This is a genomic window from Rhodococcus sp. H36-A4 (genome assembly GCF_027158005.1).
Classification (GTDB): Bacteria; Actinomycetota; Actinomycetes; order Mycobacteriales; family Mycobacteriaceae; genus Rhodococcoides.
This window is the reverse complement of sequence record NZ_JAPVLQ010000001.1, coordinates 876,350-889,161: the sequence shown is the minus strand read 5'-3', so window position 1 is coordinate 889,161 and position 12,812 is coordinate 876,350. Positions and strand designations below refer to the sequence as shown.

Annotated in this window: 10 protein-coding genes; 6 read left to right on the top strand and 4 right to left on the bottom strand. The window is 64.7% G+C overall.

Features of this window, described 5'->3' with window-relative positions; translation table 11 throughout:
* Positions 1 to 16: 16 nt before the first annotated feature.
* The 4 genes from O1W68_RS04045 (at position 17) to O1W68_RS04030 (ending at position 5,135) form a co-directional block, all read left to right on the top strand.
* Positions 17 to 1,126: a hypothetical protein gene (locus O1W68_RS04045; RefSeq protein ID WP_269301579.1), complete on the top strand. Its 1,110-nt coding sequence runs from the start codon at positions 17 to 19 to the stop codon at positions 1,124 to 1,126.
* A complete protein-coding gene (locus O1W68_RS04040; protein WP_269301578.1) occupies positions 1,123 to 2,655 on the top strand; it encodes a hypothetical protein in 1,533 nt (510 codons plus the stop codon). Before O1W68_RS04045 ends, O1W68_RS04040 begins: the two co-directional genes overlap by 4 nt.
* Positions 2,656 to 2,697: 42 nt before the next feature.
* Positions 2,698 to 2,991, top strand: coding sequence for a DUF6802 family protein (locus tag O1W68_RS04035; protein ID WP_269301577.1), 294 nt, complete (start codon positions 2,698 to 2,700; stop codon positions 2,989 to 2,991).
* Positions 2,992 to 3,302: 311 nt separating this feature from the next.
* On the top strand, positions 3,303 to 5,135 hold the full coding sequence (locus O1W68_RS04030; protein WP_269301576.1) for a phosphoenolpyruvate carboxykinase (GTP): 1,833 nt from the start codon (positions 3,303 to 3,305) through the stop codon (positions 5,133 to 5,135).
* Positions 5,136 to 5,319: 184 nt separating this feature from the next.
* Here the strand turns inward: O1W68_RS04030 and O1W68_RS04025 are convergent, their stop codons facing one another.
* The 3 genes from O1W68_RS04025 to O1W68_RS04015 all read right to left on the bottom strand — a co-directional run bounded on the left by O1W68_RS04025 (position 5,320) and on the right by O1W68_RS04015 (position 8,565).
* Positions 5,320 to 6,777: an aldehyde dehydrogenase gene (locus O1W68_RS04025; protein WP_269301575.1), complete on the bottom strand. Its 1,458-nt coding sequence runs from the start codon at positions 6,775 to 6,777 to the stop codon at positions 5,320 to 5,322.
* A gap of 71 nt (positions 6,778 to 6,848) precedes the next feature.
* Positions 6,849 to 7,736, bottom strand: a complete 888-nt coding sequence (locus tag O1W68_RS04020) for an ROK family protein (protein WP_269301574.1) — start codon at positions 7,734 to 7,736, stop codon at positions 6,849 to 6,851.
* Positions 7,737 to 7,752: 16 nt separating this feature from the next.
* Positions 7,753 to 8,565 (bottom strand): class I SAM-dependent methyltransferase, encoded by an 813-nt coding sequence (locus tag O1W68_RS04015; protein ID WP_269301573.1) that lies wholly within the window; start codon positions 8,563 to 8,565, stop codon positions 7,753 to 7,755.
* Positions 8,566 to 8,672: 107 nt separating this feature from the next.
* Here O1W68_RS04015 and O1W68_RS04010 point away from each other — a divergent pair, with 107 nt between their 5' ends.
* Entirely contained in the window at positions 8,673 to 9,875 is a 1,203-nt protein-coding gene (locus O1W68_RS04010) for a glycosyltransferase family 4 protein (protein WP_269301788.1), read from the top strand.
* Here O1W68_RS04010 and O1W68_RS04005 read toward each other — a convergent pair.
* Positions 9,834 to 11,555: a hypothetical protein gene (locus tag O1W68_RS04005; protein ID WP_442972283.1), complete on the bottom strand. Its 1,722-nt coding sequence runs from the start codon at positions 11,553 to 11,555 to the stop codon at positions 9,834 to 9,836. The genes O1W68_RS04010 and O1W68_RS04005 overlap by 42 nt on opposite strands.
* Between O1W68_RS04005 and O1W68_RS04000 the strand changes: the two genes are divergently transcribed.
* On the top strand, positions 11,554 to 12,735 hold the full coding sequence (locus tag O1W68_RS04000) for a polysaccharide biosynthesis protein (protein WP_269301571.1): 1,182 nt from the start codon (positions 11,554 to 11,556) through the stop codon (positions 12,733 to 12,735). The two genes, O1W68_RS04005 and O1W68_RS04000, sit on opposite strands and share 2 nt — an antisense overlap.
* Positions 12,736 to 12,812 lie beyond the last annotated feature (77 nt).

Genomic DNA, 12,812 nt, shown 5'->3' with positions numbered 1-12,812 from the left:
GGGTGGGGACCCTGTCGTGAGCGCAAAGCCCGGTTACGTGCAGCAATCTCGGTGGGGGGACGACATGAGCGGAGTGAACCAGGGCCGAATGCGCTCTCTAGCGTCGAGTGTGTCCGAATGCAATCCAGGTTCGGGCCGTGAGATCGGTCTCGCGCTCGACCGCTGCTTCGCCCGGATTCGCATTCAAGTGTCCGGTCGGGTCGGGGTGGGCAAGTCCTCGGTGCGTGCGGTGCTGACTGCATCCACTGTTTCCCGGTTCCCAGACGTCGGTTGGGAAGACGTCGAGATCACCGAGACCGCTGCAATGGACGTGCCGAGCGCACCCGATCCCGATCTCGACGGGGACGTAGTGGTCTACGTGCTCACGAGTGGCGCCCAGAAGGCAGATGTCGACGCCATGGCGTCGGCGTCGCACGTAGTGCCGGTACTGGCCAAAGCCGACACCGTCGACGATCTTGTGGGGGCGCTGGACCGGTTGACGTCCGCGGTCGGTATCGAAGTGTTTGCGCTGATGGGGACGATCGCCCGGGCGGTGTCGGAGGGAGAGCCGAAGTCCTTCGAGATGCTCCGCCGAGCGGCTCCACACCTTTCCCCGGACATGATGCTGACGAGGGAGAGGTTTCTGCGTGCCGACATTCACCACACCTCGGAGTCGCGGGACGTGCCGACTGCGGCCGAGCGGGACGAACTCGTCGAACGCATCGAAATTCTCGGTGTGCGCACTGTAGTAGAGGCGCTTGGTTCCGATCCCACGATGGATGACGTGCGGATCCGGCTTCTGCTTCTCGATGTCAGTGGAGCGGCGCGGTTCATCGACACCGTTCGGCAGAGCGTCGAGCGGGTGCGCATCGAAAGGCAGGCGCGCCTACTGCACCGGTTGACCGAACTTGCTGCCGAGCATCCGACGAGCGCCGAGGAACTCGAGACCTTCCTTGCCTCCGACCAGGCAGTCCTGGCGATCATGCGGTCCGCGTTGGATGCGCTCGGCGAGACGGCGGGGCCGGGGAACAAGGTCGAATCGGCCGCACTGTGGCTCGCACGCGCACAATCCACCGAAGATCCGAACTACAGCCGGGCAGCACGCGCGATCTCGCGGGGTTATCTGCGAATGCGAGCCCGCCCGTGATCGACGTACCCGCCGACATGGACAGCGTCGTTCGCCGGTGGTTTCCGACCGGGACGGACGACATCGCGAACGCACGACGCGCGGTTCCCCGCGGCGTCTACCTCTCCGGCGTCGGTGGATCGGGCGTCTCCGCCGTCGAGAAGGAGTTGGCCGTCGCAGCGGACGGGGTGCTCGAGTGGGCTCACGACGTCACCACGGCAGCGGTGGTGGTGTACGTACTCGACGCGTCCGCACCGCTCGGCCGTGACGCCCTGGCCGAGCTGGCGCCCGCGTTGGAGTCGACGACCGTCGCTGTGGTGATCAACAAGATCGATGCTCACCGAGATTGGCGTGAGGTTCGGCGATCGGTGTCGGCAGTGATCAGCGACCGAGTTCCTCGTGCAGTCGACGTGTCCCTGTGGCCCACTTCCGCCAAGCTCGCCGAGTGCAGCCGTACCTCGGCAGATCGCGACGCGCGCGCCTCACTCGTGGACGAGTCGGGCATCGATGCGCTCGGGGAGTTCGTCTGCTCAGCGATGGTGCAGGCGGACCACGCGGTGCGAGAGCGGAAATACAACGCAGCAGTACGTGCGGCCGCCTCGGGTGCGCGTCGCGAGATCGTGAACAAGGCACGGGCGGTGACGAGCGCGTCGACGACAGCCGGGCTGCGCGCAGAGCGGGCTCGTCTCGCCGACTCTCGTGATCGCGGGCGGACCGACCGCGCTGCGACGTTGCGTAGCAGGCTTCAGTTGACTCGCGCAGAGACGATGCACGAGATCAATGAAGCGACACGCCAATTCATCTCTCAAGCAAGGGAATCTGTCGAGAACGCGAGCAGAGCGGAGCTCTCTCAACTGCCCGCTCATCTGACTCGGTTGCTCGAACGCGCCAGTGACGGAGTGGAATCCTCGTTGGTGACGAGACTGCGCTCGATCGATGCCGATCTAGGTTTGGACGCGGAAGTGCCCGCTGAGGTAGAGGCTCGGACCGAGATCGAGGAACCGACCTCGCGTCGCCGAAGCATGGAAGACCGCATCATGATTTTCGTCGGTGCCTCCGCGGGTGTCGGGTTGGGTCGAATTGCGGTGTCGCCGTTGTCGATGGTGCCCGCGCTGGCGATTGCCGTCATTCCCTTCTCGCTGATACTCGGCGCCCTCGCTGCCTGGTGGCTGGTGCGCGCCCGCTCACTGGTTGCCGATCGGGCACATGTGCGTACGTGGGCGTACGAGAGGGCAGGATCGGCCAAGTCGTTGTGGGAGCAGGGTGCACTCGCCCGTATCCTCGCCGCCGAAACCACCTTCGCGCAGGCGGAAGGTGAGACTTCGCGTGCGATGGCGATCTCGGTCGAGACCGAACTCGGACGAGTCGAGGCCGCACTGAGAGGTGCCGCGCAACATCGGGCGGCGGTTCTCGCAGCGTGCGATAGAGACCTCGCATCGCTGGATCGCGGAATCGAGAAGTTCGACGTGTCCGACCCGGCGAATTCTCACCCAGAATCTCTCGAACGAAGGGTGGAACCGACGCGGTCCGCGGCGCGTCTGAACAGATAGGGCGCGAGAGTACTTCTCGTACGAGACTTCGAGGTGGGGACCATGGACTTTACCGATGCGTTCTTCGTAGACGCGAGCACCGCGGTCGACCGCGACGAACCGTCGGAGGCGCTCTCGACACAGATGTTCGACGTCGACGGCGACGGATTCGTCGAGACTCGGGTGACCCACACCGATGCAGGGGTGACCATTGCACGCGACGCGGACGCCGACGGCGTGATCGAAACCTTCACAAGTTTCGGACGTGACGGCGGTTACCGATCCTGGGAGATTTTTCGTACCGCCGACGGATCTTCGCGATGGGAGAGTACAGATTCGGGCGAGATTTTCGATTAGTTGTAGTTGATCGTTCTTCCATGTCAGTACCGATAAGCGCGTCGGCGCGAACCGTCTTTCCATCAGCTGAATCGTTCTTGTGACCAATCGGACAACACCCCGGTTCCGGAACGGCGTCACTCGGCGTTAACCTGAGACCAGGACACCCGGCGCCCGTGTTCTCGATTGACGTGACCGGTAGGATGCGGTATACGCAAGTCGGCAATCGGGCAGCGCCCCACAGAAAGGGATGATCAGGTTTGCTTTGTACCGCTGCTCAGCCCGGCAGCGACGAAGTTGTATCTGGTTCCGGCTCACCCCAGGAGAGTTAGATGACCTCAGCGACCATTCCCGGTTTGAACGGCACTGATGCCGCACTTCCCACCCAACACAAGGAACTTCTTGCATGGGTGCGGGAAGTAGCAGAACTCACCGAGCCGGAGCGGGTGGTTTTTGCTGACGGATCCGACGAAGAGTGGGAGCGACTCACCACACACTTGGTGGACGCAGGCACTTTCACGCGGCTCAACGACGAAAAGAAGCCGAACTCGTTCCTCGGCAATTCCGATCCGACCGACGTTGCACGCGTCGAGTCGCGGACCTACATCTGTTCCAAGGAAGAAATCGACGCAGGTCCCACCAACAATTGGATGGACCCGTCGGAGATGCGTGAGCTGATGACCGGGCTCTACCGCGGCAGCATGCGCGGACGCACCATGTACGTAGTCCCGTTCTGCATGGGCCCGCTCGCCGCCGAGGACCCCAAGTTGGGCGTGGAGATCACCGACTCGGAGTATGTCGTCGTCTCGATGCGCGTCATGACTCGTATGGGCTCGGTAGTGCTGGACAAGCTCGGTAACGACGGATTCTTCGTCAAGGCATTGCATTCGCTCGGCGCCCCGCTCGCCGACGGCCAGGACGACGTCCCGTGGCCGTGCAACAGCACCAAATACATCACGCATTTCCCCGAGGACCGCGAGATCTGGAGCTTCGGTTCCGGCTACGGTGGCAACGCTCTGCTGGGCAAGAAGTGCTACTCGCTGCGCATTGCGTCGGCAATGGCTCACGACGAGGGCTGGCTCGCCGAGCACATGCTGATCCTCAAGCTGATTTCGCCGGAGGACAAGGCCTACTACATCGCCGCGGCATTCCCGTCCGCATGTGGCAAGACCAACCTCGCGATGATTCAGCCGACCATTCCGGGCTGGCGCGCCGAGACCATCGGTGACGACATCGCGTGGATGCGCTTCGGCAAGGATGGCCGTCTCTACGCCGTCAACCCCGAATTCGGCTTCTTCGGAGTCGCACCCGGCACCAACTGGGATTCCAATCCCAACGCGATGAAGACCATCGATCAGGGCAACTCGTTGTTCACCAACGTGGCACTGACCGACGACGGCGACGTGTGGTGGGAGGGTCTCGAAGGAGACCCGCAGCATCTGATCGATTGGAAGGGCAACGACTGGACGCCCGAGTCCGATCAGAACGCCGCACACCCGAACTCGCGCTACTGCGTGCCCATGGCTCAGTGCCCGTCGATGGCGGCCGAGTGGGACGACCCGGAGGGTGTGCCGATCTCGGCGATCCTGTTCGGTGGACGTCGGAAGACGACGGTTCCGCTGGTCACCGAGGCTCGCGACTGGCAGCACGGCGTGTTCATGGGCGCCACCGTCGGATCCGAGCAGACAGCAGCAGCCGAGGGCACGGTCGGAGCCATCCGCCGCGACCCGATGGCCATGCTGCCGTTCCTCGGCTACAACGTCGGTGACTACTTCCAGCACTGGATCGACCTCGGCAAGAACGCCGACGAGTCGAAGCTCCCGAAGGTGTTCTACGTCAACTGGTTCCGCCGCGGTGACGACAAGCGCTTCCTCTGGCCAGGATTCGGCGAGAACTCCCGCGTCCTGAAGTGGATCGTGGAGCGCATCGAGCACAAGGCCGAAGGCGTCGAGACGCCCATCGGTGTCGTCCCGACGGCAACAGCACTCGACATCAAGGGCCTCGACACCACCGTCGAAGACGTCGCCGAGGCACTCGCGGTGAACGTCGAGGAGTGGAAGGCCGAGATCCCACTGATCGAAGAGTGGTTCGAGTTCGTCGGTGAGAAGCTTCCCACCGGAATCAAGGACGAGTTCGAAGCGCTGAAGCAGCGTCTGGGCGCATAGTCCGATAGTACGAAGCGGGGCTCACCCTTTATGGGTGAGCCCCGCTTCGTTTGTGTGGGTGGGTTCAGCGGCGGCCTTCGGCGGCGAAATTTACTCCTGCTGTTGGAATTCGAACCCCCTGCAGGCGGTTCGAATTCCAACTAGGTGAGCGGATTATCAGACGTCGAAACCCTGCCGGCGGAAATCAAGCCGTTGGCGCTACGTACCCCGGCGGCATGAGGACCGACTTGAGTTCGCAGTACGCCTCGAGGCCTTCGGGGCCGCTTTCGCGTCCGATGCCGGAGTTCTTGTAGCCACCGAACGGGGCGCTCGGGTCGAATGCGTACCAATTGATCGCCGACGTACCTGTGCGGATCTGTGCGGCGATCTCGAGGCCGTGCTCGATGTCGGTGGTCCAGATCGAACCGGCGAGACCGTAGTCGGAGTCGTTGGCGATCTTGATGGCTTCGTCTTCGGAGTCGTACGGAATGACCGCGAGAACCGGTCCGAAGATCTCTTCCTGGGCGATCGTCATCGAGTTGTCGACATCGGCGAAAATGGTCGGTTCGACGTACCAGCCTTTGTCTAATCCGTCTGGACGCCCGCCGCCGAGGACGACACGCGCGCCTTCTTCTTTGCCCTTCGCGATGTACGCCTCGACGCGGTCGCGCTGCTTTTCCGAGATGAGGGGGCCGAGCTGTGTTGCGGGGTCCGTCGGATCGCCCACCTTCATCCATCCGGCTCCCGCGACCATGGCGTCGACGATCTCGTCGTATCGCGAGCGCGGGGCGAGGATTCGAGTTTGTGCAACGCAGGCCTGCCCGCTGTTCAGGAGCCCGGACAGCAGCAGCATCGGTATTGCCGACGCGATGTCGACGTCTTCGAGCAGGATTGCCGCGGATTTGCCGCCGAGTTCGAGTGAGCATCGTTTGAGCTGTTGGGCGGCGGTAGCACCGATACTGCGGCCGACGTCGGTGCTACCGGTGAAAGTGACCTTGTCGACGAGCGGGTGCGCGGTGAGGTACTTGCCGGTCTCGGCGCCACCGGGAAGTACCGAGAGCACGCCTTCCGGTAGTCCGGCCTCGGTCAGGAGATCGGCCAGGAGATTGGCAGACAGGGGCGTTTCCGGAGCGGGCTTGAGGAGCACCGAGCAGCCGGCCAGCAATGCAGGAGCCAACTTGTTGATAGCGAGGAACAGTGGGACGTTCCATGCAATGACGGCAGCGACGACGCCGACGGGTTCGCGGGTGATGTTGGATTGGCCGAATGCGCCGTGCCGGGTTTCTTGCCAGGGGAAGGTCTCGGCGAGCGAAACGTAGTAGTTGAGCGCAGCCAATGCCGGGGTCTGTTGGATCATCCCGACCATCGTGTGCGGGGCGCCCATTTCGCTGGAGATCACCTCGGCGAGCTCGGCGCTTTTTTCCTCGATCAGCTTCGAGAATTTCGCGAGAACCTGTGCTCGTTCCACGGGGGAGGACCGGGCCCAGGGCCCGGACTCGAAGGCGGTGCGCGCGGCCTGTGCCGCCGCGTCGATGTCCGCGGGGGCGGCTACGGGTGTCCTCCCGACGCGCTCCTCGGTAGCGGGTGAGTAGACGTCGAGCGTCTCCTCGGTTGACGGTGCGGTCCAGTGCCCGCCGATGAACAGCTTGGCGAAGTCGGTCATGGAACGAGACTAGAACACGTTGCAGTAAAGCGGAAGGATTCGACCGATGCGTATCTGCGAGAGCAGCTGGATCAGGTGACTGAGGCCGCAAGCGCCGCAGCCCCGGTCAACGTCCCTACCGCGCCCAGTTTCGCCGGCACGATCGTGAGCCCGTCGAGGAACCTCAACCGCGCATGCAGCGCGGCGGCCTCTTGAATCGGATCCCACAGCGGTGGGCCTGCCTGCGCGAACCCTCCGCCGATGACCACGAGCTCGACATCGACCAGGGCAGCGGCCGACGCGATTGCCTGACCCAGCGCCACGCCCGCGCGCTGCAATGTCGTCACCGCTACGACGTTTCCGTTCGCGGCATCCTCGGCCAACTCGGCGCCGGTGGTGCCGGTCCAGCCTTGTTCTTGCGCCCATCCGACCGCGGACGGCCCGCTCGAGACGGTTTCCACACATCCGAGACCGCCGCACGTGCATGGGGCCGTCGAGCCGGGGACGACGATGTGGCCGATGTGGCCGGCATTTCCGCTGCGTCCGTGCACGATCTCGCCGCCGAGCACCAGACCGCCTCCGACGCCGGTGGAGACGACGACGCTGATGAGGTTGTCCACGCCCTGTCCGGCTCCGAACCGATGTTCGCCGAGTGCCGCGCACCCACCGTCACCGGCCAGACGCGTCGTGGCCTCGGGGAACTTCTTGGCGATTTCCCCGGTGAGGGCGAAACCGCCCTTCCATTCGCCGATGTTGATCGGTGCGACCGTCCCGGCGACCAAGTCGACCGGGCCTGCGCACGCAATACCGATGGCGGCGATGTCCGTTCCCGCTACGACCGCGTCGAGCAATTCGGAACAGGCCTGCCACACATCGACTTTCGGGGTGGGAACGACGAGAGCCTCGCCGGGTCTACCGTCGGCGTCGACGATCGCCGCAGTGATCTTGGTGCCCCCGATGTCCAATGCCAACGCTGTCATATGTCCCAAACTACTGTCAGCGTGCGTCGGCGCGCAGGACCACGACGAGGTTGCTGGCAAGAAATTCGCGAAGTACCGGAACACGGATCATCCACCATGCCCATTTCGGGTGGTAGCGCGGAAATGCGGCCAGCACAGTGCCCTGCGTAGTCTCGCGGGCCCACCGCAGTCCCTCCGATGCCCCTACATCGAACAGGGATTCACCGAAACGATTCTTGGGTTCGCGGCCATGCTTTCGGAGGTATCTGCGGGCTGCGAACTCGCCGCCGAAGTAGTGCCAGGGGCCGGTTTCGTGGCCGCCGAACGGTCCCCGCCACAGCGTGTACGACAGGACCATCAGCCCACCGGGTTTGGTGACACGTAACATTTCCTCGGCCATGACCCATGGATGCCGCACGTGTTCGGCGACGTTCGAGGAAAAACACACGTCCACGCTGTCATCGCGGAACGGCAGGGCCATTCCCGATCCGCGGACGCTGCCGTGCACGGTCAGACCGGCGGCGTGCATCTCCGTCGGATCCGGCTCGACGGGGATATACCGGGCTCCGCTGGAGCGGAAGACATCCGCGAAATAACCGGGTCCCCCGCCGACGTCCATGACCATGCGATCCTCGAGACTGTCGCCGGTCAGACCCTGGTACAGATCACCGATGAGTTCGACGGAATCGCGGGCCAGGGCGCTGTAGAAGATGTCGGGCGCGCTCTGCTCGTGTCCGAAATCCCGAAGCAGGCTCACCGATCGGCGAAGAGTTGCGCGCTGGGCGAAGAAGCGGGTTACGGGTCGCTCGACACGGCGAGAGCTCGCGAATCGACCCTGAGGACGTGGCACGTTGCAAAAGAGTAGGGGAATGAACCCTGTCGCGACGCCGCGGGGCGGGTGAACCGTTAAGGTGTCGGAAGTTCGTATTCGATTATGCCGTGATGGGGGAGCCAGCTGTGCGCGAGGTGCTCTTGCTCTGTTGGCGCGATACGGGCCATCCCCAGGGCGGCGGCAGCGAGCGCTACCTCGAGCAGGTCGGTGCCGGACTGGCGCGACGCGGAGTGCGGGTGACGCTGCGGACGGCGTCGTATCCGGGTGCTCCGGCGCAGGAGACGGTCGACGGTATCCAGATCAGCCGCGGTGGTGGCCGATTGAGCGTGTATCCGAGGGCTCTCGTTGCGATCGCTGCAGGCAGGCTCGGGTTCGGGCCTTTGCGCGGGATCAACCCGGATGCTGTAGTCGATACTCAGAACGGCATTCCTTTCTTCTCGCGTCTCGTCGCGGGCGCGCCGGTGACGTTGCTGGTTCACCATTGCCATCGGGAGCAGTGGCCGGTGGCAGGCCCGTTGATGGCCAAGTTCGGTTGGTGGCTCGAGAGCACGGTCTCACCGCGCGTTCATCGGCGTAATCAGTATTTGACGGTGTCGTTGCCTTCGGCGGATGAGCTCGTTGCACTCGGAGTCGACCGCGACCGGGTTGCCGTGGTTCGAAACGGCGCGTCCCCGGCAGCGTCGGTCGGTGGGGCGCACACCAGAACCTCACACCCGTCGCTGTCGGTGTTGTCGCGGCTGGTGCCGCACAAGCAGATCGAGGATGCCCTCGCTGCCGTGGCCACCCTGCGACGGCAGCTCCCGGACCTGCATCTCGACGTCGTCGGTGGCGGCTGGTGGGAAGAGAACCTGCGTGAGCGTGTGCGTGAGCTCGGCATCGAAGACGCTGTCACGTTCCACGGACACGTCGAAGAAGACCGTAAACACGAACTGCTCGGCCGCTCCTGGGTGCACGTGATGCCCTCGCGTAAGGAGGGCTGGGGCCTCGCCGTCGTCGAAGCTGCTCAGCACGGCGTCCCGACCGTCGGCTACCGCAGTTCGAAGGGCCTGACCGATTCGATCATCGACGGCGTGACCGGAGTGCTGGTCGGTTCCGAAGGGCATGACCGTGACGTGCCCGCCCTCACCGATGCCATCGGGGAACTGCTGCTCGACGCCGATGTCCGCGCCGACCTGGGCGAGAAAGCTCGGGTGCGCGCGCTCGAGTTCTCGTGGGAGCAGTGCGCGCAGGGTGTGGAGAGTGTGCTGGCGGCGTCGGTATCGGGCGCTCATGTCTCCGGGCTCGTGTCATCTTCGCAGCAGGCCCCAGCAGAGTCCGCCCACCAGTAACAGGGCCCACATCAGGTGCGCGGCAACGACGATCCAGTACGACGCTGGACTGACGTCGGTGATTCCGATTGCCCCCGGAACTTTGTACAACGCCAGTTCGTCGTCGGCGTAGACGCGTTCGAGTTGGTCCAGGGTGTCCGCCGACTCGCCGAGTGGTCCGGGTGTCGTGCGCTCGACGAGGACCCAGCCGACGCCCAGCTCTGTTAGTTCGGCTGCCGATCCGCCGTCGAGCAACGTCTTTTCGACGGCGGAAGCGCGGCTGCCCTCGCCGCGAACCGACCCTCCTGCGACGATCAGTTCACCGGTCTGCAGGACGTCGAGCGGGAGCATTCGCGGTGCGGGATCGAGGACCGGCGCGTCGCCGCTGTAGGGGAAGATTCGGAAGATTCCTGCCGGCAGCACCGCCACATCCCCGTCGCGACCCTGGAGTTCTTCGGCGACGGCGTTCCACGACTTCGGATATTCGACGGGTTCGAGCTGGCCCGATACTCCCCACGCCAGATCCGGTAGCGCCAGCAGCAGTGCTGCGATGGCTGCTACGGCAGGGACCCGCGGCATACGCATTCTTGCTCCGAGCCACGTGACTCCGGCGGCGGCGGCGAGCACGTAGAAGGGCATCGCAAGTGCGAGAAATTTCTGACTGTCACGCAGCAGGCCCGCACCCGGGATATCCTGCGCTGCCCACTCGCCGACGCGGAGGCCGATTCCGGTCGCACCGAGCGCGGGCGTGACTACGGCGAGGACGGCCATGGCGGCGAGGGCGGTGAAGATCGGGTTTCTGCGTCGACGCCACAGCGGTCGCAACCCGAGTGCGACGACGGCAAGCAGCAGAAGTGTTCCGAGGACAGCGAAGTGCGTCGTGCGGGTGGCGGGAACTGCGTCGGAGTTCCAGATGCCGCCGAGGCCTGCCAGGCTGGCAAATGTGCCGAGGCCGGGTTCGGCCCGGGCGGCGAAGGCGCCGACGCCTGCCGGGTCGGTTCCGAGGGTTCCGCCACCCGATACTGCGGTGGCCACCAGCCAGGGCGAGGAGGCGGCCAACGCAAGCAGGGCAGTCAGCAGTACCCGCCGGGAGCACTGCACTCCGGAGGGCAGCGCAACGACGACGAGGGCGGTGACGGCCGCAAGGATCGCTCCCGTGGGCGTGAGCCCTGCAGCGGCGAGGCAGACTGCCAGTCCTTGCCACCGTCCCGTCCGACGCAGCGTCATCGCTGCGGTCACCGTCCACGGAAGCGCGGCATAGCCGACGAGCAGACTCCAGTGCCCCTGCAGCAATCGCTCGGCTACGTAGGGATTCCAGATGGCCAGGGTCGCGGCGGTGAGCAACGCAGGCGTCGTCACGGTCGGCAGTAACCGGCGGACCATCACCGCGGCACCCCAACCGGCCAACCACAGAGCCAGTGTGAGAATCGTCTTGACCACGAGTCCGCCGTCGAAAGCGATGGACAACGCTGCGACGACACCATCCTGGGGGACCGCACGGGCGGCAGCGTCGGTGGTGCCGAGCGCGGAATCGGTGAAGTAGGACCGAGGGGTGCTGACCGCGTCGCGAAGGAGTAGATAGCCGTTCCCCCAGAGCGGGCCCAGGACGATCATCGCCAGAACGAAGCTCCACACGGCCGGTGCCGCGGTTCGACTGCGCTGCGTCCACGACACTCTCGGCACCCTATACCGTGTTCCCATGCCGAACCGCACTGCAAGTACGTCGGCGCTCACCGGGATGACGCTGGTGACGGTTGGTTCGATGACGGCCAATGCTGCGTCGTACCTTCTGCATCTGCCCGCCAGTCGATTTCTCGGCGTCGAGGGGTACGGCGAGTTCGCGAGTCTGCTTGCTGCTCAACTCGTTCTCGCTGTCCCGGCGCTGGCATTGCAGTCCGTCGTCGCTCGTGAAGTAGCGCACGGACGTGGCACCGCCGAACTCCGAAAGCTCGGCTACCGGTGTGCCGGGGTGGTCGCAATACTCGCGTTGGTGTTGGCACCGGTGGTGGCCGTCGTGCTCGGTACCGGAATGCTGGCAACGGTGTCAGCGCTCGTCGTGGCGCCGGTGCTCGTGCTGCTCGCGACGGAACAGGGTCTGCTGCAAGGGTCCGGACAGTTCGGCCGACTCGGTGCTGTCCTTGCCGCCGCCGGGTTCGGCAAGGTGATCCCCGCCGTCGTTGTGCTGGCAGTGGGTGGTGGGCCCGGAATTGTGTTGGCCGCCAGCGCCGTCGGGACAGCAGTGGTCGCTGTCGGGGCGAGGATCGCGAGTGCGACACGAGCGGGCGATGCAGTACGTCTCCCGCTGACGGTCGGCACGGTACTGCGGGCATCGCAGGTGCAGTTGGCGCTCATCGGTCTCTCTGCGCTCGATCTGGTGATAGCGGCCGCGGTGTTGAGTGCAGAGCAGGCGGGTTTGTATGCGCTCGGCGCAGTGGCTACCAAGGCTGCGTTCTGGCTGCCGCAGGCCGTGGGGGTGGTTCTCTATCCGCGGATGGCGAATCCAGCAGAATCTGCGAAAGCCGTTCGCTCGGCATTGGCCGTCGTGGCTGCGATAGGGGCAGTGTTGGTTCTCGGCTCTGCGCTGGCGGCGCCGCTGCTGCCGTCGATCGTCGGTGAAGGTTATGCGCCTGTGCAGGGCTACCTTTGGATCTTTGCGCTGCAGGGTGCATGTCTGGCGCTGCTGCAGAGCGGACTGTTGTGGGCGATCGCCGGTGAGAGGACACAGCTCGCCATCGTTGCGTGGATCGGTTTGGCCGTCGAAGTGTTGCTGTTGTTCTTCGTCGCAGCGACGCCGCTGCAGTTCGTCATCGTCGCGGCGTCGGTTGCTGCCGTCTGTGCTGCGGTGGTCAGCGGATTCGCCCTGAGCACTTCACGTGCTTGAGCACTTCACGTGCACGAGCACACAAAAAAGTTGAGCGGAAGTACGGCCGGGGAGGCCGTACTTCCGCTCAACTGCGG